Genomic DNA, 22,031 nt, shown 5'->3' with positions numbered 1-22,031 from the left:
TTACTTCGCTTTAGGCAACACCGAGATGAGCGTGTCGACAAGCTCCTCGGCATTGGTGTGCCACTTGTCCAAATCCATGTGACCGCTCAGGTCCAAACCGGTGATCCCGTGGGCGCTGGTCAACAACAAGGCCGCATAACGGGCCGCCTGCTGCGGACCGGTGATGCGACCCACGATGTCCAGAAACAAATCCTGCGCGCGTTGGGCTACCCGCATCACTTCGGTCGGGTCACCCGCCGGCGGGGTGAACATCAGCCGATACAGATGCGGACGGGTGCGGCCGATATCGATCAACGACAGCAGCCCCGTGCGCAACGACTCTTCAGGAGAATCGTCGCTGCTGACCAATGCCTCTAGCGCGTCACCCAATTCGCTCAACGCGTTCATGGCCACCACCGCCAGCAGAGATTCCTTATCGGCGAAGTGGCGATACGCCGCCGACCGCGACACACCACTGCGAGCGCCCACCTCGCGCAGCGTCACCGCCTCGACGCCACCGAGGTCGAGCAGCACCCCCGCCGCCTCAATCAGCGAACGGCGGGTGGCCGCCGCACTCTCCGCTCGTGTCGTCACGTGCAGAGCATAAGCCGCCGCTTGAGTTGACATTGTCAACTTAACTGCTAGTTTGAGATGACACCGTCAACTCAAGGCACACCCTGAATGGAGAACGCCATGAATTCCACGAACCGCCCGCATCATGACCAGCTGATCATCGTGACCGGCGCCTCGACAGGAATCGGCGCTGCTACAGCTAAAGAGTTGGCCCGCAAGGGTTTTCAAGTTCTCGCCGGCGTACGACGCAAGGCCGACGCCGACGCACTGAAAGCCGAGGGCCTGCAGAGCCTGGAGCCGCACATCCTCGACATCACCGTTGAGGCCGACGTGACCGCGATCGCCGACCGGGTCGCCCACGATCCACTGCATCGTCCGCTACGAGCGTTGATCAACAATGCCGGCATTGCGATCAACGCGCCGGTCGAAGCGCTGCCCCTGGAGCAGTGGCGCCAGCAATTCGAGGTGAACCTGTTCGGCCACATCGCGATCACCCAGGCGCTGTTGCCGGCCCTGCTGCTCAGCTCCGGAACCGTCGTGAACATCAGTTCCGTTGGCGGAAAGGTGGTCTTGCCGACTTACGGCGCCTACGCCGGTTCGAAGTTCGCCCTCGAAGCGGTCAGCGATGCGCTGCGCCGTGAGGTCGCAGAGCTGGGCATCAAAGTGGTCGTCGTCGAACCCGGCGCGGTCAAGACCGAAATGGCCGAGCGCGGCATCGCCACCGCCGAAGGGTTGAAGGCGAACATGACCGACACCCAACTCGCCCGGTACGGCGATCTCGTTGCGGCCGTCACGGCGCAGGCCCGATCGTTCGGGGAGGTCGGCGTTTCGGCCGAACATGCCGCGAAAGTCATCGCCAAGGCGGCTACCGCTGCGCGCCCGCGGACTCGCTACACGATCGGGCGTGACGCCGCGATCCTGCTGCGGGTCAGCCGCGTCGTCTCGGACCGGGTCCTGGACCGGATCGTGCGCTTGAACCTTCGATCCTTCAAAGGTGCGCAGTTGAGCGAAAAGTCAAGCGCCGCAAAGACTTCGGTCGGCGGTTAAGGTCGAACGACGCTCTAGTCTGTGGACGATCAAGACGTCCGTCTTGGCTTTGCGGGAGACTTCGGAGGGGACCTATACCAGCAGTCGGCCGGCGCAATGATCAATTTCGCACCATCCTCCGCGGCGATCGCGGCTGCGCGCTCCACCGCACGCAGTGGCGAGTCCGAGCCGTCGGTGCCCACCACGACGGTCTGATACGTGCCCATAAACCCGCGAGCCTAAGCCTGCCCGCTGCTTTCGGGAGTCCTGAACCGCGGTTATGCCTAACGGGCCGGGCTCAGCCCTGCGCGGTGACCGCTGAGCGCTTGGCGGGTGAGCCGCTGCGCACGCCGAAGAACTGATATTCGTCGGGTTTGACCGAGCGGGTGCAACGCCAGTACTGCCAGGTGTAGCCGCCCCACAGCACAGTGTTTTTACCGTGCTCGTCGAGATACCAGCTGCTGCATCCCCCGGTGTTCCACACCGATCCCTTGAGCTGCTCCTGCAGCTCGTCGTTGAACTTGTCCTGCGCCGCGCGGGTCGGCGCCAATGCCTGGGCGCCGAATTTGTCGCACTTCTTGATCGCGTCGGCGACGTAGCGAATCTGGGACTCGATCATGAACACCACCGAGTTGTGCCCCAGTCCGGTGTTGGGACCCAACAGGAAGAACAGGTTGGGCATGTCGGCGACGGTGATCCCCCGATGCGCACCGATGCCCTCCCGGTTCCAGCGGTCGACCAGGTCCTCACCGTGGCGTCCCTTGATCTGGACATAGGTGTAGGAGTCGGTGACGTGAAAGCCGGTGCCATAGACGATTACGTCGACCGGGCGTTCGGTGCCGTCCGCTGTCACGATCCCGTCGGGCGTGATCCGGGTGATGGCGTCGGTGATCAGTTCGGTCTTCGGGTCGGCGACCGCACGGTAGTACGTCGACGAGTTCAGGATTCGCTTGCAGCCGATGCGGTAGTTCGGGATCAGCTTGCGGCGCAGCTCGCGGTCCTTGATCGAGCGGCGGATGTTGTATTTGCAGTACGCCTCAATGAATTTCAGCGCGTTCGGCCGCTTCGTCATGCCGAATGCCAGCGCCTCCTGTCCCCAGTAGATGACCAGCCGCACCAGCGCCCGCAGTCCGGGAACGTTCTCCATGGCCCGGCGCAGCGCAATCGGAAGATCCGGGTTCGAGCGCGGGACCACCCACGGCGGGGTGCGTTGGTAGAGCTGGAGTTCGCCGACCTGGCCGACGATCTCGGGCACGATCTGGATCGCGCTGGCGCCGGTGCCGATCATCGCGACCCGCTTTCCCGTGAGATCGACGCTGTGGTCCCACTGCGCGGAATGGAAAGCGGGACCACGGAACTCGTCGCGGCCCTCGATGTCGGGGATCGACGGGATGTGCAACGCGCCCGCACCCGAGATTAGGAACTGCGCGATGTATTCGCGGCCGTCCGTGGTGAACACGTGCCAGCGATGCTCGTCGTCGTCCCAGTGTCCGCGATCGACCAGTGAATTGAATTCGATGTAGCGGCGCAACCCGTATTTCTCGGTGACGCCCTTGAGGTAGTCCCAGATCTCGGGCTGGTAGGAGAAGGGGTTCTTCCAGTCCGGCTTGGGCTCGAACGAGAACGAGTACAGGTGCGACGGGATATCGCAGGCGCAGCCGGGGTAGCTGTTGTCGCGCCAGGTGCCGCCGACGTCGTCGGCCTTCTCCAGGATCACGAAGTCGACACCCTGCTGCTGCAGCTTGATGCCCATGCCCAGGCCGGAGAACCCGGTTCCGATGATCAGCGCGCGGGTATGCACCGGCGCCGGGGCATCGTGCCCGGAAACTGGGTTTGCTTGTGTCAATGCATCGGTCACGGCGGATCGGTCCTTCTATTTGCCTGTCAGCTCGCGCGTTAGCCGGCGCGCGTCATGTCAAACCCGGGCCGGCTAAACGCAAATACCCGGTACCCACGGTATCGGATAGCACCGAGTCTTGACGAACGCCCGGGTGATGTCAACGGGCCGTTAGTCCTCAACTTGCCGCGGGGTTACTGCGCACTGCGCTGTGCACCGGCTGGTCGGGGTCGACCGCGATGCCCAGCGCCTCGGCCGTGCCGACGATGACCCCCATCATGATCGTGGTCAGGTGGGCGACGAACTGATCACGCGGCATGCGTCGCGGGCTGCCGGGTTCGCCCAACCACCACTCGGTGGACGACGCGGCCGATCCGAAGGCCGCGTGAGCGGCCAGTTCGAAGGCGGCGTGGTCGAGCTTGAAGTCCTTAAGCTCGTTGTCGAACATGTCGGCCATGGTCAGCGTGATCTGGCGGCCCTCATTAAGGGTGCGCACCGTCGACTCGGTAGTCGCTCCCGAGCGCGCCGAAATGAACACGCGCAGCACGTTGGGATGCTTGTCGACCAGGTTGACGTACTCGTCGACGCTGCGCCGGACGATCTCGCGGGCCGAGTCGGTGGCCAGGTTGATCGAGGGGAAGATCGCCGCCCACAACATGTCGCGCAGCCGCTCGCCGATCGCCTGGAACAGGTCGGACTTGTCGTGGAAGTGGCGGTAGATCTTCGGCTTGGCGGTGCCGGCCTCTTCGGCGATCTCCCGCACACTCAGCTCGGGTCCCAGGCGGTCGATCGCGCGGAACGCCGCCTCGACGATTTCGCCGCGCACCTTCTTGCGGTGCTCCCGCCAACGCTCGCTGCGCGCGTCGACCTTCGCCCCCGGCTTCACGCTCGGATGGGGTCTAGCAGGTCGGGGCATTCTCACCACCTAAAGCACATTACCCCGTCGTACAGCGCTGACCTGGGCAGACTCCCAGCCAAGCGCCTACAGCATGCAGGACACGCAGCCTTCGACCTCGGTTCCTTCCAATGCCATCTGCCGCAGCCGGATGTAGTACAGCGTCTTGATTCCCTTGCGCCAGGCGTAGATCTGCGCCTTGTTGACGTCGCGGGTGGTGGCGGTGTCCTTGAAGAACAGCGTCAGACTCAGACCCTGGTCCACGTGCTGGGTGGCCGCCGCGTAGGTGTCGATGATCTTCTCGTAGCCGATCTCGTACGCGTCCTGGTAGTACTCCAGGTTGTCGTTGGTCAGGTACGGCGCCGGGTAGTAGACGCGACCGATCTTGCCTTCCTTGCGGATCTCGATCTTGCTCGCCACCGGGTGGATCGAGCTGGTCGAGTGGTTGATGTAGGAGATCGACCCCGTCGGCGGCACGGCCTGCAGGTTCTGGTTGTAGATGCCGTGCTGTTGCACCGATTCCTTGAGTCGCTGCCAATCCTCTTGCGTCGGAATGCGGATACCCGCCTCGGCGAAGAGCTCCCGAACCCGCGCAGTGGCCGGCTCCCACACCTGCTCGGTGTACTTGTCGAAGAACTCGCCCGAGGCGTACTTCGAGCGCTCGAAACCACCGAACTTGCTGCCGCGTTCGATCGCAATGCGATTCGACGCCCGCAGCGCGTGATACAGCACCGTGTAGAAGTACATGTTGGTGAAGTCGATACCTTCTTCGGAGCCGTACAGGATGCGCTCGCGAGCCAGGTAGCCGTGCAGGTTCATCTGTCCCAGCCCGATCGCGTGGGATTCGTTGTTGCCCTGCTCGATTGAGGGCACCGACCAGATATGTGTCTGGTCGCTCACCGCGGTCAACGCCCGGATCGCTACCTCGATGGTCTGGGCGAAGTCCGGCGAGTCCATGGCCTTCGCGATGTTCAGCGAACCGAGGTTGCACGAAATATCCTTGCCCACTTTGGCATACGACAAGTCTTCGTTGAACAACGACGGCGTGGAGACCTGCAGAATCTCCGAGCAAAGGTTCGAGTGCGTGATCTTGCCCTCGATCGGGTTGGCCCGGTTCACCGTGTCCTCGTACATGATGTACGGGTAGCCGGACTCGAACTGCAGCTCGGCCAGCGTCTGGAAGAACTCGCGCGCCTTGATCTTGGTCTTGCGGATGCGCGCGTCATCGACCATCTCGTAGTACTTCTCGGTCACCGAGATGTCGGCGAACGGCACACCGTAAACCCGCTCGACGTCGTACGGCGAGAACAGGTACATGTCCTCGTTCTTCTTGGCCAGCTCGAAGGTGATGTCGGGAATCACCACGCCGAGGCTCAACGTCTTGATCCGGATCTTCTCGTCGGCGTTCTCGCGCTTGGTGTCCAGGAACCGGTAGATGTCCGGGTGGTGCGCGTGCAGGTACACCGCACCCGCGCCCTGACGGGCCCCGAGCTGGTTGGCGTAGGAGAACGAGTCCTCGAGCAGCTTCATGATCGGGATGACACCCGACGATTGGTTCTCGATGTTCTTGATCGGTGCGCCATGTTCGCGAATGTTGCTCAGCAACAACGCAACTCCCCCACCGCGCTTGGACAGTTGCAGCGCGGAGTTGATCGAGCGTCCGATTGACTCCATGTTGTCCTCGATGCGCAGCAAAAAGCAGCTCACCGGCTCGCCGCGCTGCTTCTTCCCCGAGTTCAAAAACGTCGGGGTTGCCGGCTGGAACCGGCCGTCGATGATCTCATCGACGAGCTTCTCGGCAAGCGCGTTGTCGCCGGCGGCCAGCGTGAGCGCGACCATGACGACGCGGTCCTCGAAGCGCTCGAGGTAGCGCTTGCCGTCGAACGTCTTCAGCGTGTACGAGGTGTAGTACTTGAAGGCCCCGAGGAAGGTCGGGAACCGGAACTTCTTGGCATAAGCCCGGTCCAGCAGCGTCTTGACGAAGTTGCGGCTGTACTGGTCGAGCACCTCGCGCTCGTAGTAGTTCTCCTTGATCAGGTAGTCGAGTTTCTCGTCCTGATTGTGGAAGAAGACCGTGTTCTGGTTGACGTGCTGCAGGAAGTACTGATGCGCGGCCTCGTGGTCCTTGTCGAACTGAATCTTGCCGTCTTTGTCGTACAGATTCAGCATCGCGTTGAGCGCGTGGTAGTCGGTCTCCCCCGGCCCGCCAGGAAAATGGGCGTGGGATCCGCTGGTTACAGGCTCTGCAGTGACGGTTGGTGGCACGTCTGGTCCTTCCAGAATTCTTCCAAGCCCGCGCGAACGGCGTCCACGTCGTCCGGGGTACCCATCAGTTCGAAGCGGTAGAGGTAGGGCACGCCACATTTGCGGGAAACCACGTTGCCCGCATAGGCGAATTCGGCACCGAAGTTGTTGTTGCCGGCGGCGATGACGCCGCGGATCAACGACCTGTTGTGCTCGTTGTTCAAAAACGCGATGACCTGCTTAGGGACATAGCCACCGTTGTTGATGTCAGGCGTGGCCTTCCCGCCGCCGTACGTGGGCAGTATCAATACGTACGGTTCGTCGACCTCGATGCGGCCGTGCAGCGGGATTCGCGTGGCGGGGACACCCAGCTTCTGCACGAAGCGGTGGGTGTTCTCCGACACCGACGAAAAATAGACCAGTGACGATCGCAAGCCCGGCGCGGCCGGGCGCTGCGGGTCATCACTCAGCCAGTCCAGTGACGATCGCAAGCCCGGCGCGGCCGGGCGCTGCGGGTCGTCACTCAGCCAGTCCAGGTTGCGCTGCGTGCTATCCATGGCACCGCAACCTCCTTACTTGCTCATCTACCGCATCAGGCGCTGAGCGCAGCTCCGGCAAGCGCCTTGATGCGGTCGGGCCGGAAGCCCGACCAGTGGTCGTTTCCTGCCACCACCACGGGGGCCTGCAGATAACCCAATGCCATCACATAGTCGCGCGCCTCAGCGTCCAGGCTGATGTCGACCTTCTCGTACGCGAGGCCCTGCTTCTCGAGAGCCTTGTAGGTGGCGCTGCACTGCACACATGCCGGCTTGGTGTACACGGTGATGCTCATTGAAGCCGCTCCTCTGCGGGGACGAAGGTCGGAAAATTTGCTATGGACTGGCAACTACTTGGGGCACTGCATCGCCGATCTGTTCAGCGATCCGTCAAGCCCCAAGATTCCCGTCTGCGGCGGTCAGCTCTGACGAGCTGACGAAGCCGATTCCGAGAGGTTCACCGTGCCGGGCGGGCTTGGTAAACCTGGGATCTGCCGGCTCGCCAAACACTACACCTAGTGGCTGACAAGATCTGCAGATACAAGATGTTCTGAATAACAATTCTGAAATTCCCTGGTCGTAAGCCCTGTCGAACGGACACGCTCCGGCGTGTCGCAGATCACAAACCCCGCCTGGGACACCCATGGGTAGAGATATAGCAGCGCCCACCGACAACCAGGGCGCCGGCGGGGCGCTCACCCGCCGCTAGCAAAGCCGCCAGCACAAGGCTGGCGGCTTTAGCTATTAACTTGCTCGAACGCTGCTGGTCACCGGGTGAACGGCTGGTCGGATAACGCCAACTTCAGCCGACTTCGGCCGCGAGCTTGCCGACCGCGTCGCGCACATTGGCTACCAGCTCGGCGTGCTCGGCGGGCGCTTTGCCCTCCAAAGTTCCGAACGGAACCGACAGTTTGATCGCCTCGACTACCCGCGCGCCGGCGATACCGAATGACTTGCGGGTGTCGTCGTGCGCCCACACGCCGCCGTAGCGGCCGAAAGCCCCGCCAATCACCGCCAGCGGCTTGTCCTTCAGCGCGCCGTCGCCGAACGGGCGCGACAGCCAGTCGATCGCGTTCTTGACCACTGCCGGGTAGCTGCCGTTGTACTCGGGAGTGACGATCAACGCCGCATCCGCATCCGCGGCTGCGGCACGCAACGCGACCACCGGGGCCAGCGCGGCCGCCTCGGTGTTCATCGCGTCGTCGATTTCCTCGTTGTAGAACGGCAGCTCGCCCAGCCCCTCGAACACGGTCACCGTGACATCGTCCGGAGCCACCTCAACCGCCAGCTCGGCGATCTGGCGGTTGATCGACGCCGCCCGCAAGCTGCCTACCAACGCCAAGACTTTGATCTCTGCCACTGTTTCAATTCCCTCCGGTTGATGGTCTACATCCTTCCACGCCTTAATCGGACTATAGTCCGTTTTATTCCGGCCGCGTTAAAGTGCAGGGGTGAGCGGAGTCGAAAGGTTGGGCGCGTTGCCCGTGTCGGCTCCGCGCGAGCTGCCACCCGAGCGCGGCGACGCGGCACGCAACCGGGAGCTGTTGTTGCAGGCAGCACGCCGCCTGGTGGCCAAACGCGGCGCGGACGCGGTCACGATGGACGACGTCGCGGCGGCCGCCGGCGTCGGCAAGGGCACGCTGTTCCGCCGGTTCGGCAGTCGGGCCGGCCTGATGATGGTGCTGCTCGACGAGGACGAACGCGCCAGCCAGCAGGCCTTCCTGTTCGGGCCGCCGCCGCTGGGTCCCGACGCCGCGCCGATGGACCGACTGGTGGCGTTCGGCCGCGAGCGCCTGTGCTTCGTGCACACCCACCACGCGCTGCTGTCCGCGGCCAAGGGTGATCCGCTGACCCGCCACGTGGGCGCCGCGGCGGTGCAGCGCACCCACGTGCGAGTGCTGTTGCAGACGGCCGACACCAGCGGCGATCTCGATGTGCAGACCGATGCGTTATTGGCCCTGCTCGACGTGGACTACGTTGAGCACCAACTGAATTACGGCGGCCACACGCTTGAAAGCCTGGGCGATGCCTGGGAAAGCCTGGCGCGCAAGCTGTGTGGGCGGTGAGCTGACCAACATGGCCTCGCCGCCGACGCGCTGGGTCCTGCACGTCGATCTCGACCAATTTCTGGCCTCGGTCGAGCTGCGCCGCCATCCCGAGCTCGACGGGTTGCCCGTCATCGTCGGCGGCAGTGGCGATCCCACCGAACCGCGCAAGGTCGTCACCTGCGCCTCGTATCAAGCGCGCGAGTTCGGGGTACATGCGGGCATGCCGTTGCGCACCGCGGCTCGGCGCTGCCCGGACGCCACCTTCTTGCCGTCGGACCCCGCCGCCTATGACGAGGCCTCCGACGAGGTGATGGCTCTGCTGCGCGATCTGGGGCACCCCGTCGAGGTGTGGGGCTGGGACGAGGCGTACGTGTCAGTCACGGCGGCCGATCCCGTCGAAGTCGCGGAACAGATTCGCACCGTTGTCTTTACGGAAACCGGGCTGTCCTGTTCGGTCGGCATCAGCGACAACAAACAACGAGCCAAGGTAGCCACCGGCTTCGGGAAACCCGGCGGCGTCTTCACCCTGACCGACGCGAACTGGATGGACGTAATGGCCGATCGGCCCGTCGACGCACTGTGGGGCGTCGGCCCGAAGACGGCGAAAAAGCTTGCGGCGCTTGATATCACCACAGTACGAGCGCTGGCCAATTGCGATGCCGAGCTCTTGACGGCCACCTTCGGACCGCGTACCGGCCTGTGGCTGCTGCTGCTCGCCAAGGGCGGTGGCGACGCCGAGGTCAGCGCGCAGCCGTGGGTCCCCCGCTCGCGCAGCCACGTCGTCACATTCCCGCGCGACCTGACCGACCGATCCGAAATGAACTCAGCGGTAACAGAATTGGCGAGACGTGCGCTGGATGAAATCGTCGCGGCGGGACGCGTCGTCACGCGGGTAGCGGTCACCGTGCGCACCGCGACGTTCTACACCCGCACCAAAATTCGCAAGCTGCCGGCGCCCACCACCGATGCCGACGTCATCGTCGCCGCGGCACTGCGCGTCCTGGATCTGTTCGAACTCGACCGCCCGGTCCGGCTACTCGGGGTCCGACTCGAATTGGTGATGCCGGCCTAATTGAGCCGGGGCCGGCCGCAGCGCCCGGGTGAAGATGACGTTCGCCACGCGCATCGCCACGCTATAGGGCCACCACGCCAGTCGTTTGAACGCGTACAACGCGCGGATGTCCTGCGATGTGTAGATCAGGTACCTGTTCTTCGACACTCCGGCAAGGATCTTCTCGGCGGCCCTTTCCGGCGACACCGCGTGACCGCTGAAGCGGTCGACCCAGCGGCTCACCCGCGGGTCTTCGCGGTCGACGCCGGCGATCTCGACCGTGTCGACCAGCGGCGTCTTCACCGCCCCGGGCACCACGACGGACACCCCGATGCGGTGCTGGGCCAGGTCGAATCGCAATACCTCTGACAGGCCGCGCAATCCATACTTGCTGGCGCTGTAGGCGGCGTGCCATGGCAACGCGACCAGCCCGGCGGCCGACGACACATTGACGACATGCCCACCGCGGCGGGCCGCCACCATCGACGGCACGAACGTCTCGATGACGTGGATTGGACCCATCAGATTGATCGCGACCATCCTGGTCCACTGTTCGTGGCTCAACCGGTCGACGGTCCCCCAGGCCGAGACTCCGGCTATGTTCATCACGACGTCCATGCTCGGATGCGCGGCGTGGACATCGGTGGCGAACGCGGCCACCTCGTCGTAGTCCGAGATATCCAGCACCCGATGCGCCGACACTTGCGCGCCGAGAGCACGGGCGTCGGCCACGGTCTGGGCCAGCCCGTCGGCGTCGCGATCCGTCAGGAACAACTCGGCCCCCTGCGCAGCGAGCCGCAACGCGGTCGCCCGGCCGATGCCGCTGGCCGCGCCGGTGACCAGACTGCGCTTCCCCGCGAAATACCGCGCGGATCCCCTCTGCGCCATGACGGTGACGATACCGTCGGTAACGGCTCGCCCGCGTTTATCCGCGGCGGCCGCCCCACAACGAGTTCAGCCACAACTGCTCGAGCAGCCGGACGCGACGGTCGATGTCGTCGTCGGCTCGGCCGATAAAGGCCGGGTCGCCGGTGAGCATCAGCGCCGTCGTACCGGTCAGGGTGCGCACCAGTGTCGGGATGTCGTCGCTGATCGGATTGGCAGTACCCGCCTTCATCTCGGCGTCGACGATCGCGACGATCTCACCGACGACCACCTCGAACTGCTGCTCCAGGATGCCGCGGATCTCGACGTCGGTGTACCGGGCGGCGTTACAGGCCGCCATCACCGGGTCGTTGTGCGCGTAGACGGCGGCAGCGCTGCCCACCATCCGCTTCGCGAACTGCTCGGGCGACTCGTCGGGCCGCCGGGGAGCGAAAAACTGGGTGAGTTCTTCGAGCTCCTGGGTTGCCTCGGCGACGATCTGCGCGAGCACCGCGTACTTGGAGTCGAAGTAGAAGTAGAACCCGGATCGACCCACCCCGGCTCGCAGGCTGATGGTGCTGACGGACAGCTCCGCAAATGGGCGCTCCTGCAGCAGTTCCCGCACCGCTTGCATGATCGCCTGCCGGTGTTTGTCGCCGCGTCGACGCGTGGCCGGCTCGCCCGGCTCCGCGTGGCTGCTCATCCCCTGACCTTGCACCACACCGCCCCAAAAGCAAACTTGACAGCCGTCAACTTTTTGCCGAAGGTTAAATGCAGTGACCGACGTCACCCGCCCCGGGTCCGCAAAGGAGCGTCCATGCCCGCCACCATCAGCACGCCGCACTACCTGCTCGACCAGGCAAAACGCCGGTTCACGCCGTCGATCAACAACTTCCCCGGCATGGGGATGGTCGAGCGCAAGCTGCTGAACACCCAGTTCCCCGAGCGGAAGCTGGCCGACCCCCCGCCGGGCAGCGGCCTCAAGGCGGCCGTCGGCGACGCGGGTCTGCCCGTGATCGGGCACATTATCGAGATGCTGCGGGGCGGGCCCGACTATCTAATGCACCTCTATAACACCAAGGGGCCGGTGGTCTTCGGGGATTCTCCGGTGCTGCCGGGCATCGCCGCCCTGGGCCCGGACGCCGCCCAGGTCATCTACTCCAACCGCAACAAGGACTACTCACAGCAGGGATGGGTGCCGGTAATCGGCCCATTCTTCAACCGTGGCCTGATGCTGCTCGACTTCGAAGAGCACATGTTCCACCGGCGCATCATGCAGGAGGCCTTCATCCGCTCCCGGCTGGTCAGCTACGTCGAGCAGATGGACAAGGTCGTCTCGCAGACGATCGCCAACGACTGGGTGGCCAACGACGCGCGCTTCCTGCTCTACCCGGCGATGAAGGAGCTCACGCTCGACATCGCATCGATGGTGTTCATGGGACACGAGCCGGGCACCGACCACGAGCTGGTGACCAAGGTCAACAACGCGTTCGCGATCACCACCCGGGCGGGCAACGCGATCATCCGCACCCCCGTCCCGCCGTTCACCTGGTGGCGCGGACTCAAGGCGCGCGAGCTGCTGGAGAACTACTTCCGGGAGCGGGTCAAGGAACAGCGGGCCACCCAGGGCGACGACCTGCTGTCGGTGTTGTGCCGCACCGAAGACGAGGACGGCAACAAGTTCTCCGACGAAGACATCGTCAACCACATGATCTTCCTGATGATGGCCGCACACGACACGTCGACATCGACGGTGACGACGATGACCTACAACCTGGCCCGGCACCCCGAGTGGCAACAGCGCTGCCGCGAGGAGTCGGACCGGCTGGGCGACGGCCCGGTCGACATCGAGTCGCTGGAGAAGCTGGAGTCACTCGACCTGGTGATGAACGAGTCGATCCGGCTGGTGACCCCGGTGCAGTGGGCCATGCGGCAGACGGTGCGCGACACCGACCTGCTGGGCTACTACATCCCCAAGGGCACCAACGTCATCGCCTACCCGGGAATGAATCACCGGCTACCCGAATTGTGGACGGACCCACTGAAGTTCGACCCGGAGCGGTTCACCGAGCCCCGCAATGAGCACAAGCGGCACCGTTATGCGTTCACGCCGTTCGGCGGGGGCGCGCACAAGTGCATCGGAATGACGTTCGGGCAGTTGGAGATCAAGACGATCCTGCACCGCCTGCTGCGCCGCTACCGGTTGGAGCCGCCCCGCCCGGGTTACAAATGCGAATGGGACTACGGTGGCATGCCGGTGCCGAAAGACGGCATGCCAATTATGTTGCGCCCGCTCTGAACTCGCGAAATCAGGCCGGCAGCCGATTGGCGCACGCTGAACGACGCAGGGCGCCCGGGTCGATCGGCGGCATTGCGAATCACCCTGTCTGACCGTCGATCCCGGGTGACTCGGTGGCGACTTCGCTGCGCATATCAATCCGAACGCAGCAACTGAGTCTAGGAGGCTGATTCATCGGTAGACGTCGGACCCGTTCCAGCGACGCGTCGGCGCGGAGAGTTCTCAAAAGTACTGGCACAGTGGGAATTACATTGAGAATCGACCGGCGTTAAGCAACGGTTCCGTGAGCGTTCGAATATTGTTCGTGCGTAGTTCATTCGGGCTGCAGCTAATATTGCACACCTGTGCAGCAAACCGCAGTCGAAAGGCACCTCCGATGAACACGCGTAGCAAGAAGATACTGGCAACATTGGCCGCAGCGCTGATCGCGGTGACGCTGCCGGCGGGATGTGGTTCTGTAACTGCGGGCGGCACCGCTGGTGGTGGCGCCGTCGGCGGTGGCGCCACCGGCGGTGGTGGCGGCGGCGTGATTCCCCCCGCCATGATCCCGTGACGCGGACGCCGACGTGGTGGGTGCTGGTACGGCTCGGCGCCTAAAGGGGCGACCCGATGCGCCGGAAGGCGGGGAGTTCGGCGGCGAACTCAGGCCAGCAGCCGATTGGCGCATGCGATCAGCGCGCGCAACGCCGACTGCGTCGGATCCTCGGATAGGCCCACGGCCCATTCGGCACGGATGCCGTCGCTGCCGCAGATGAACGTGGCAGTGCACCCGTCCGATGCCATCTGATGAAACTTCAATGTCTCGATCGCGATGCCGCGCTCGTGCAGCATCGCGGTGAGCGCGGCGATCGGCCCGCTGGCGGCGGCGGTCGAGGCGCGGATGCGATCACCGACGGTAATCATCGCCCGGAAATTGCGGGCCTGCGGACCGAGCCGCCCGGTCGGCCGATCGGTGTCGGTGCACACCCAGTGCCCAAGTCGCAGCGGACCGGCGGTGTGACCATAGGCGGTCACGAACTTTTCCCACGTCATTGCGCCGGCCTGTTCCCGCAGGCCGCGCGGCAGGGCGACCCCGAAGTGATCACCAAACCACGCGTTGGCGTCGCGCCGGCACGCGGAAACGCTGCTGGGATTGCGCTCTGAACGGGAGAGCGGCCTAGAAAAGGGCTCGGAAAAGGGCTCGAAAGTAGGCTCGGAGGAGGGCTTCGTACGGGGCTGGGCAAGAGGCACGGTGTCGGTCTTCTCTGGTCAAAGGAGCGACCGACGGTAGTAGCTTCCGACCCACAGCGGGGGGTCGGTCTGGATCAGACCCCGCTGCGGGTGCTGGCTACTACGGCACTCTTCAGAAGACGCACGACCGCGACAGTAGACGCCGTTCGCCGGATGGTGCAACTTCATTTCGGGCAACGTGTCCCGCATTACGGACGTAAGCAGGTTTACACGTGTCGAACAGCGGCTATCCCGTCGTCGCCTCAGACCGTTCCCCAACGAAAGGCAACGACGATGAAGTCGACGGCAGCCGAGAAGGCGCTTGACGCGGCGGCGGTGGCGAGAGGACTGATCGAAGTGTTGCTGGTGCCGACGAGGTTGTCGTCTGCGTGGGAACAGGTAGCTGCCGCGCAAAACTGATCGATCACAAGGCTTACCCCCGTCGAACAGCGACCATGTCGTCGTGCCTCAGCCGTAATCGGCTTGCATCCCTCTAGCTGGTTAGACCGGTGCGCCGACGGCGATCACTGCGTTGACGTCGGCAGATTTCCATTGCGTGAACGCAGCTCATTCACCGTTCGGGCCCCTAGCCACGGGATGTTCTTCGATTGCGGTGTGCTAGCAGGCGTGTGACAAAACTTTGCCGTGAGAAAAGTCACAAAACGTGGTTTACGTGTGTTTAACACGGGGTATGTGCCGGGTTGCCATACGGCTATTTGTCCCCTCTCGGAAAGGTAAGACGATGAAGTCGCAATCCACTAAGAAAACGCTCAAAGCCGCCGCGGCCGCCCTCGGGGTGGCGGCAGTAGTGGTCCTGCCGACAGGTTGCTCGACCGCAGCGGGCGGCGCGGGCGGCGGCGGTCTGGTGGGTGGCTCCAGCGGCGGGCTCTTGGGCGGAGTACTTGGCGGCCTGGGTCTATAACCGTTCGGGCAGGCGGCCCGCCGGGAACTCGGTTCCCGGCGGGCCGCCTTCCTTTTCAGCTGATGGGCCCGGTCGAAGAATCCAGCCGGAGAAATGCCTGAATGGTCGTTCCGGTGCTGGCGGTGTGCGTGCGTACCAAGTCCGAAATGGCGTTGACCAGGAACAATCCTCGGCTGGCCGGACCGGTCGGGCCCGGGTCCAGGCGTCCCACCAACGGATCGTCGAGTCGGCCATTGTCGCGCGCCTCGCACACCAGGTGATCGTCGTCGCGCCAAAAGGCCAGTCGGCAGGCTCCGTCGGTGTACATCAAGCTGTTGGTAGCCAGCTCGGTGGCGACCAGTTGCAGATCTTCGATGCCGTCCTGGGACAGTCCGACCCAGCCGGCGTAGTTGACGGCGAACGACCGCGCCGGGCGCAGGTCCGAGGATTTGCGGACCATGTACGTCACCGCGCCCGGATTAGCCGGTAGCGGCTGATTGCACTGTGCCAAGACGTCGTCCGGCGAGTAGTCGGCGCTGGGTTGCAGCGAACCGCCTTTCCACAGCACCGGATGGGTCGCACACGCGCTTGTCAGCACGTCATCGGCCAGCCGTTCCGCGTCGTAGAGGCACAGCGCGGTCAGCTGGCGACCTTCGAAAGCGCTGTTGACCAGCGCCTCGTGCTGTTTGCAGGCCGAAAACTCGTCGGCAGTGCGATCCGGCCAGCAGACCTGGCTGACGATGCGGGCGCGCCGGTCGGCGTTCACCTCTACGAAGGAACCCTCCAGCGCCAGAAACCGGCTCGGATTGCGCGCCGCCTCGACGATGTCGACCAGTTGCAACCCGGTCGTCGAACCCTCGCCACCGAGCGCGTCGCGCAGCAAGCCCAACTGGTCGCCGGGCACGGCCACCAGTACGGGCTCGTCCATCGCCAAACCTTCGAGCACGAAGGGAACCACGGCGTCCAGGTATTCCCGTCGCGAGTGGTAGAGGAGCGCGGAATGAACGAAGCCTTGACGCCCGTTCTCCGTACCCCTGATCATTTCGGCGCTCCCGCTTTCCATTACCAATGCCAACCCCCTGCCGGACCGGCTCTCCTTTTCGTATCCCCGCGCCCCATTACCCATGCCAGTACCCAGCGGTCGCGTTCCCTACGCAGGAAAGTGATCACGAACCCGCCTCGGATCAGCGGAGGTTCGTCACAGCCACCACGAGGCGGCGGCATCGAGATGACGCCGAATGCGGTAGCGCGCCAAGCTATCGTCGCCCGCTGTGATCGCGTCGAGAATCCGCGAGTGCGCGTGCTCGACGGCGACGAAGTCATCCCGGGCGGGTGGCTCCTGCCCGGTGCTGGACCAGTGCCGGCGAATCAACTCGACGATGATCCTCAAGAACAGGTCCAACAGCGCGTTGCCGGCCAGTTGCGCCAGTCCGATGTGGAACCGCAACTCCTCGGATGACGCCTGCCGCGCATCGTCGGCGGCGTGCAGCGTGCCGTCGAGCGCGGACCGGTGGGTGTGCAGGAAGGCCGCCACCTCGGGTTCGGCGCGTCGTTTGACGACCTTGGCGACGTTGTCGATCTCGATGGCGTCGCGCACGCAACGCAGGTCTTCGCGGCCCGGTTTTCGGAATTGCAGGTACAGCGCGATGGTGTCGATGCTCGCCTGTGCATGGGGCGTGGTGACGACCAGCCCGCCGCCGGGTCCGCGGCGCATCTGGGCGACCGAGTGATATTCGAGCAGGCGCACCGCTTCGCGTAACACCGCGCGGCTCACCCGGTAGCGCTCCACCAGGGCCGTCTCCGTGCCGAACACCGAACCGACCTGCCAGCCGCCGGAGCCGATCTCGTCGCCGATGGTGGCCGCCAGCACCTCCGCCATCTTCCCGCGCGGGACGCCGCCGCCGGCCGGCTCGCGTCTGCGGGCGGGTCGCGCGGGGCGGCTGGCGCGCCCCGGATGATGCTCCTGCAGCCAGGCATTCACCGCTTCGACGTGTCGCTCGGACAGCGTCTTGGCCCGGGCGGAATCGCCAGCGGTCACCGCGGCAACGAGGTCGGAGTGGTCGTTGTGCATGTAGTCGAGCGCCTCGATGGCCTCGCTGGCCGACTCGGTCCGCGACCGCAGGGCGTACCGGGTGGTGAGCCTCATCAACACGTCGATAAAGAGTTGCAGGACAGGGTTTTTCGACTGCTCCGCCAGGGCGATGTGAAACTCGTCGCGTGGTGCCGGCAGCCCCGGCCGCCATTGCTGCTCCGCGTGCAGCACGGCACGCAACCGTTCGATGCCGGCCTCGTCGATGTGTTCGGCCGCGAGCGCGGCCGCCAGCGGCTCAAGAACCAGCCGCGCATTGAGCAGATCGGTCAGCGTGGTGCCCAGGTGTTCGAGATAGATGACGATGGCGCGGGTCGCAGGCCCCGCGTCGGGCTCAGTGATCAGCAGCCCGCCGCCCGGTCCGCGCCGCATTCGGGCCACCCGATGGTGCTCAACGAGCCGAACGGCCTCCCGCAGCACCGACCGGCTCACGCCAAAACGTTGTTGCAGCGCATTTTCGGAGCCCAGCGATTCCCCGACCGGCCAGCCGCGCCGCACGATGTCCGCCTCGATATCGCGGGCGATCGTCGAAGCCAGCTTCTTCGTCCCGCTCACGGGCGGCGTGATGCTTACTTGAAGCTCAATACTGCACTCCTACAAGCCTTTTCAGCAGGTGAGCAGCATGCAACCCGCGACCGGACCCCCACCCACGGACACCACGCCGACCTCGGGACGTCGCGACACCTGCCGCTCCCCCGCCTCGCCGCGCAACTGCAGGCATCCTTCGTGCAGTGCCCAGTAGCCGTGCATCCGCCCGGCCGAGAGTTGGCCGCCGTAGGTGTTCAGCGGCAATTGCCCGTCGCGGGCGATCCGCGCACCGCCCTCGACGAACGGGCCGGCCTCGCCGTCGCCGCAGACGCCCAGAGCTTCCAGCCACGCGATGGTCAGATAGGTGAAACCGTCGTACAGCTCGGCAACCGCGAGGTCGGTGGGTTTCAACTCGGTGCGTGACCACATCTGCGCGGTCGCATCCGACATCGCCATCTTCGGATAGTCGTCGCGGTGGAACCAGCCACCGGCACCGCTGGACCCGCCGATCGCCTCCACCCGCACGGGCCGGTGCGGGCAATCGGGCCCGTATTCGGCGTTGGAGACCACCACCGCGATCGATCCGTCGATCGGCACGTCGCAATCCAGCAACCCGAACGGCGTCGACACCGGTCGCGCCCCCAGGTAGTCGGCCATCGTCATCGGCTCGCGGTAGACCGCAAGCGGGTTCAGTGCGGCGTTGCGCCTGCCGTTGAGCGCCAGCCAACCGAGCTGTTCCTTGGTGGTTCCGTACAACTCCATGTGACGACGGCAGTTCAGTGCCAACCAGTTCGCTGCCGAATAAGCCTGGGCCGCAACCAGATCGTTGACATCGTCCATCGCACCGACAGCCGGCTTCGGTTCGCCCTCGGGTGTTTCGAACATCCGCGCCAGCGGGGGTGCGGGCGCGTTTTCCTCCTGCTTGACCGGCACCGTGCCACCGAGCATCTGGATGGTCCGATACACCACCACGTGCCGGGCGCGTCGCTCGGACACCGCACGGCATGCCGACATCACCGGACTGAGCAGTCCGCCGGTACCGAAACCGCTGCCACAGTCGGCGGCTTCGATACCCAGTTCGGTATTGACCTCTTCGGCCGGCGTGTCGCCCAACGTCGCGATGCCGTCGATGTCGGCGGGCGCCAGGCCGGCGTCGGCGATGGCACCGCGCACCGCCTCCATGGTCAGGTCTCGCCCCGGGATACCGGTCCGTCGGCCGATCCGGGAAATGCCGATACCGGACACGATCGCCTCTTTTTCGAAATACGTCATCTGCACCGTCCGCCAGAGGAGAACCCATCGAACCACCCACACCGAACCAATAGAGTGTACTGTATTGCCCGTGTCAGCCGAGTCGACGTCCCAGCTGCTCATCGAGCATTGCGCCGATTGCTCGCGCTGGGTGCATCCCGCGGCCGGCGAATGCCGCGAGTGCGGCGCCACGCTGGTCGCTCGCCCGATTTCCGGACAGGGCACGGTGTTCACCTTCACGGTCAACCATCATCCGTACAACCCGGAGATCCCGGTCCCCTATGTGATCGCCATCGTCGAGCTCGCCGAACAGGCCGGCCTGCGGGTTGCCGCCAACATCGTTGACTGCGAACCGGATTCGGTGACGTGCGGGATGCCGGTCAGCATGAAGCCCGAGAAGGGCGCCGGCGGGGCGCCGTTGTTCGCACCGACTAGTTGATCAGCGGGTCGCGCGGCATGCCGAGAATCCGCTCGGCGATTTGGTTCCGGGTGACTTCCGAGGTGCCGCCGGCGATCGCCATGCCGCGTGCGCCCATGATCAGCCGGCCCGGCGCGGCTCCGGCGCCGTCCACCAGCGCGACCTCCGGGCCGGTCAATGCCGCCATGATCGCGGCGCCCTCCACCATGTGCTCGGCCAACTTCAGCTTGGTGACGTTGCCTTCCGGCCCCGGTCCCGCGCCTTCGACGCTGCGGGCCACTCGTCGCAGGTTGAGCAGCCGCAACGCGGTCTCGTTGGCGAGATAGGACCCGACCCGGATATCCGCGCCCGCCAATCGATCTGCGTGCTGCTTGGCCAGCTCGACCAGTGCGGTCGCCAATCCCTCGTAGAACGACCCGCTGCCGCCGATGCTGACCCGCTCGTTGCCCAGCGTCGCCCGCGCGACCGTCCACCCCGAGTTGGGGGTGCCGACCACGTCTTCGTCGGGAACGAACAGGTCGTTGAAGAACACCTCGTTGAAGTCCGAGCCGCCGGTGATCTGCCGCAGCGGCCGCACCTCGACCTCGGGCGCTTTCATGTCGACGATCACCGTGGTGATGCCGGCGTGCTTCGGCGCATCGGGATCGGTGCGCACCGTGGCCAGGCCGCGCGCGCAGTAGTGGGCTCCGCTGGTCCACACCTTTTGCCCATTGATCTTCCAGCCACCGTCGACGCGCGTGGCCTTGGTCTTGATGGACGCCGCGTCCGACCCGGCATCGGGTTCGGAGAACAGCTGGCACCAGATCTCGTCTTTGCGTAACGCCTTCTCGACGAATCTTTCGATCTGCCAATCAGTTCCGTGCTGGATCAGGGTCAGAATCACCCATCCGGTGATGCCGTAGTCCGGGCGCTTGATGCCGGCCGCCTTGAACTCTTCCTCGATGACCAACTGCTCGACCGCATCGGCGCCCAGACCCCACGGCTTGGGCCAGTGCGGCATCACGTAGCCGGTCGCGATCAGCTTGTCGCGTTGCGCCTGCTTGTCCAGTGCGGCGAGTTCGGCGGCGTCGGCCTGGATCCGGGTGCGCAGTTCCTCGGCCTCGGGAGGCAGATCCAGGCTGTTCTCCCGGACGGCGCCCGCCGCGGTGCGATCGAATACATCGCGGGACGGGGTGTCGCCGCCGAACAGCGCTGACGCCACGAGTGCCCGGCGCAGATGCAGGTGCGCGTCATGCTCCCAGGTGAACCCGATGCCGCCGTGCACCTGGATGTTGAGTTCGGCGTTACGCGCGTAGGCCGGAAACGCCAGTGCCGCAGCGACTGCCGCGATCAGCCGGAACTGCTCCTCGTCTTCGGACGCCGCACGCGAGGCGTCCCAGACCGCGGCCGTCGCCGACTCCACGGCTACCAGCATGTTCGCGCAGTGGTGCTTGACCGCCTGGAACGTTGCGATGGTGCGGCCGAACTGCTGGCGCACCTTGGCGTAGTCGACGGCAGCGTCGACGCAGTCGGATGCTCCGCCCACCGCCTCGGCGGCCAGCAGGGTCCGCGCCCGGGCCAGCGCCGATTCCCGTGCGCCCGCGATGATGTCGTCGGAACCGACGCTGACGTTGTTCAGGCGTACCCGCCCGGACCGGCGAGTCGGGTCGAGGTTGTCGGGCGCTCCCCCTGTTCCCTCGACCGACACTCCCGAGCGGCCGCGGTCCAGCAGCAGCACGTCGTCGCCGGCGGCGATCAGCAGCAGCTCGGCCAACCCCGCGCCCAACACGACGCCGGCCTCGCCGTCGGCTGTGAGACCGTTCGAGCCCTCTTTGACCTGCACCCGGCTGTCCAGGCCGATGCCCGCGGTGACGGATCCATCGATCAGGCTGGGTAGTAATCGTGACTTCTGTTCGGCTGAGCCGTCTTTGGCGATCACGGCCGACGCGATCACGGTCGGGACGAACGGGCCCGGGGCGACCGCGCGACCAAGCTCTTCGATCACCACGACCAGTTCGGGCAATCCATAACCAGAGCCGCCGTGTTCCTCGTCGACGTGCAGGCCGAGCCAGCCGAGTTGCGCGAGGTCAGGCCAGAAGGTGGGCCGGCTCTCGTCGGGGCTGTCCAGCAGCGCACGCGCCGCCGGCCGCGCCTTCTGTGACGTCAGGAATCCGCGAGCGACCTCGGCGAGCTCGCGATGGTCGTCGGTAAGTGCGATACCCATGGGGGCCTCCTCGCGCCAGTACCCGTCCCGCGGCGTAGCGGGTGGTCAGCCGCCCCGCTCCGAGGGGGAGCGGGGCGGCT

Annotated in this window: 21 protein-coding genes and 2 pseudogenes; 8 read left to right on the top strand and 15 right to left on the bottom strand. The window is 65.1% G+C overall.

What is annotated here, in order from left to right:
• Positions 1-573, bottom strand: a complete 573-nt coding sequence (locus tag MJO58_RS07995) for a TetR/AcrR family transcriptional regulator (RefSeq protein WP_239722537.1) — start codon at positions 571-573, stop codon at positions 1-3.
• Positions 574-672: 99 nt separating this feature from the next.
• On the opposite strand from MJO58_RS07995, the gene MJO58_RS07990 reads away from it, so the two are divergent.
• Positions 673-1,599, top strand: a complete 927-nt coding sequence (locus MJO58_RS07990; RefSeq protein ID WP_239722536.1) for an SDR family NAD(P)-dependent oxidoreductase — start codon at positions 673-675, stop codon at positions 1,597-1,599.
• Between the two features lie 86 nt (positions 1,600-1,685).
• Here the strand turns inward: MJO58_RS07990 and MJO58_RS07985 are convergent.
• The 7 genes and pseudogenes from MJO58_RS07985 to MJO58_RS07955 form a co-directional block, all read right to left on the bottom strand.
• A pseudogene (locus MJO58_RS07985) lies at positions 1,686-1,805 on the bottom strand (universal stress protein); the annotation flags it as partial.
• Between the two features lie 71 nt (positions 1,806-1,876).
• Entirely contained in the window at positions 1,877-3,436 is a 1,560-nt protein-coding gene (locus MJO58_RS07980) for a flavin-containing monooxygenase (RefSeq protein ID WP_090601032.1), read from the bottom strand.
• Positions 3,437-3,593: 157 nt separating this feature from the next.
• The gene (locus MJO58_RS07975) at positions 3,594-4,331 is read right to left on the bottom strand and encodes a TetR/AcrR family transcriptional regulator (RefSeq protein ID WP_434086314.1); all 738 of its coding nucleotides are present in this window, start codon (positions 4,329-4,331) and stop codon (positions 3,594-3,596) included.
• 66 nt (positions 4,332-4,397) lie between these two features.
• Positions 4,398-6,575: a class 1b ribonucleoside-diphosphate reductase subunit alpha gene (gene nrdE, locus MJO58_RS07970; RefSeq protein WP_090601030.1), complete on the bottom strand. Its 2,178-nt coding sequence runs from the start codon at positions 6,573-6,575 to the stop codon at positions 4,398-4,400.
• Positions 6,545-6,988: a class Ib ribonucleoside-diphosphate reductase assembly flavoprotein NrdI gene (gene nrdI, locus MJO58_RS07965; RefSeq protein ID WP_090608617.1), complete on the bottom strand. Its 444-nt coding sequence runs from the start codon at positions 6,986-6,988 to the stop codon at positions 6,545-6,547. Before nrdI ends, nrdE begins: the two co-directional genes overlap by 31 nt.
• Before the next feature lie 158 nt (positions 6,989-7,146).
• Positions 7,147-7,386 carry a redoxin NrdH gene (locus MJO58_RS07960; protein ID WP_239722534.1) on the bottom strand — a complete coding sequence of 80 codons (240 nt, stop codon included), beginning with the start codon at positions 7,384-7,386 and terminating at the stop codon, positions 7,147-7,149.
• A 506-nt stretch (positions 7,387-7,892) separates the two neighbouring features.
• Positions 7,893-8,459 carry an NAD(P)H-dependent oxidoreductase gene (locus tag MJO58_RS07955; protein ID WP_239723193.1) on the bottom strand — a complete coding sequence of 189 codons (567 nt, stop codon included), beginning with the start codon at positions 8,457-8,459 and terminating at the stop codon, positions 7,893-7,895.
• A gap of 82 nt (positions 8,460-8,541) precedes the next feature.
• Between MJO58_RS07955 and MJO58_RS07950 the strand changes: the two genes are divergently transcribed.
• Both MJO58_RS07950 and MJO58_RS07945 read left to right on the top strand, forming a co-directional pair.
• Positions 8,542-9,156: a TetR/AcrR family transcriptional regulator gene (locus MJO58_RS07950; protein ID WP_090601024.1), complete on the top strand. Its 615-nt coding sequence runs from the start codon at positions 8,542-8,544 to the stop codon at positions 9,154-9,156.
• Positions 9,157-9,166: 10 nt separating this feature from the next.
• Entirely contained in the window at positions 9,167-10,210 is a 1,044-nt protein-coding gene (locus MJO58_RS07945) for a DNA polymerase IV (protein ID WP_239723192.1), read from the top strand.
• On the opposite strand, the gene MJO58_RS07940 is transcribed toward MJO58_RS07945, so the two are convergent.
• Together MJO58_RS07940 and MJO58_RS07935 are read right to left on the bottom strand one after the other, a co-directional pair.
• Positions 10,172-11,077 (bottom strand): SDR family oxidoreductase, encoded by a 906-nt coding sequence (locus MJO58_RS07940; RefSeq protein ID WP_239722533.1) that lies wholly within the window; start codon positions 11,075-11,077, stop codon positions 10,172-10,174. The two genes, MJO58_RS07945 and MJO58_RS07940, sit on opposite strands and share 39 nt — an antisense overlap.
• Positions 11,078-11,114: 37 nt before the next feature.
• On the bottom strand, positions 11,115-11,756 hold the full coding sequence (locus MJO58_RS07935; RefSeq protein WP_090601022.1) for a TetR/AcrR family transcriptional regulator: 642 nt from the start codon (positions 11,754-11,756) through the stop codon (positions 11,115-11,117).
• A 114-nt stretch (positions 11,757-11,870) separates the two neighbouring features.
• On the opposite strand from MJO58_RS07935, the gene MJO58_RS07930 reads away from it, so the two are divergent.
• Positions 11,871-13,352 (top strand): cytochrome P450, encoded by a 1,482-nt coding sequence (locus MJO58_RS07930; protein ID WP_090601021.1) that lies wholly within the window; start codon positions 11,871-11,873, stop codon positions 13,350-13,352.
• Positions 13,353-13,728: 376 nt separating this feature from the next.
• Complete coding sequence (locus tag MJO58_RS07925; protein WP_175364378.1) at positions 13,729-13,905, top strand: hypothetical protein; 177 nt, start codon at positions 13,729-13,731, stop codon at positions 13,903-13,905.
• Between the two features lie 89 nt (positions 13,906-13,994).
• Here the strand turns inward: MJO58_RS07925 and MJO58_RS07920 are convergent.
• Positions 13,995-14,453: pseudogene (locus MJO58_RS07920) on the bottom strand (homocitrate synthase); the annotation flags it as partial.
• A gap of 402 nt (positions 14,454-14,855) precedes the next feature.
• Here MJO58_RS07920 and MJO58_RS07915 point away from each other — a divergent pair.
• Entirely contained in the window at positions 14,856-14,981 is a 126-nt protein-coding gene (locus MJO58_RS07915) for a hypothetical protein (protein WP_259608749.1), read from the top strand.
• A gap of 322 nt (positions 14,982-15,303) precedes the next feature.
• On the top strand, positions 15,304-15,483 hold the full coding sequence (locus MJO58_RS07910; RefSeq protein WP_090601020.1) for a hypothetical protein: 180 nt from the start codon (positions 15,304-15,306) through the stop codon (positions 15,481-15,483).
• Between the two features lie 55 nt (positions 15,484-15,538).
• Here the strand turns inward: MJO58_RS07910 and MJO58_RS07905 are convergent, their stop codons facing one another.
• From MJO58_RS07905 to MJO58_RS07895, 3 genes are all read right to left on the bottom strand, one after another.
• On the bottom strand, positions 15,539-16,504 hold the full coding sequence (locus MJO58_RS07905) for a sensor histidine kinase (protein WP_090608613.1): 966 nt from the start codon (positions 16,502-16,504) through the stop codon (positions 15,539-15,541).
• 156 nt (positions 16,505-16,660) lie between these two features.
• Positions 16,661-18,118: a FadR/GntR family transcriptional regulator gene (locus MJO58_RS07900; protein ID WP_434086361.1), complete on the bottom strand. Its 1,458-nt coding sequence runs from the start codon at positions 18,116-18,118 to the stop codon at positions 16,661-16,663.
• 39 nt (positions 18,119-18,157) lie between these two features.
• A complete protein-coding gene (locus MJO58_RS07895) occupies positions 18,158-19,351 on the bottom strand; it encodes a thiolase family protein (RefSeq protein WP_239722531.1) in 1,194 nt (397 codons plus the stop codon).
• Positions 19,352-19,421: 70 nt separating this feature from the next.
• On the opposite strand from MJO58_RS07895, the gene MJO58_RS07890 reads away from it, so the two are divergent.
• Positions 19,422-19,769 carry a Zn-ribbon domain-containing OB-fold protein gene (locus MJO58_RS07890; protein WP_239722530.1) on the top strand — a complete coding sequence of 116 codons (348 nt, stop codon included), beginning with the start codon at positions 19,422-19,424 and terminating at the stop codon, positions 19,767-19,769.
• Here MJO58_RS07890 and MJO58_RS07885 read toward each other — a convergent pair.
• Positions 19,762-21,951 carry an acyl-CoA dehydrogenase family protein gene (locus MJO58_RS07885; RefSeq protein ID WP_090601016.1) on the bottom strand — a complete coding sequence of 730 codons (2,190 nt, stop codon included), beginning with the start codon at positions 21,949-21,951 and terminating at the stop codon, positions 19,762-19,764. The genes MJO58_RS07890 and MJO58_RS07885 overlap by 8 nt on opposite strands.
• Positions 21,952-22,031 lie beyond the last annotated feature (80 nt).

Source organism: Mycobacterium lentiflavum (assembly GCF_022374895.2).
In the GTDB taxonomy this organism is placed as follows: Bacteria; Actinomycetota; Actinomycetes; order Mycobacteriales; family Mycobacteriaceae; genus Mycobacterium; species Mycobacterium lentiflavum.
Note: the sequence above shows the minus strand (reverse complement) of the source record. Positions and strands in the feature narration are given on the sequence as shown.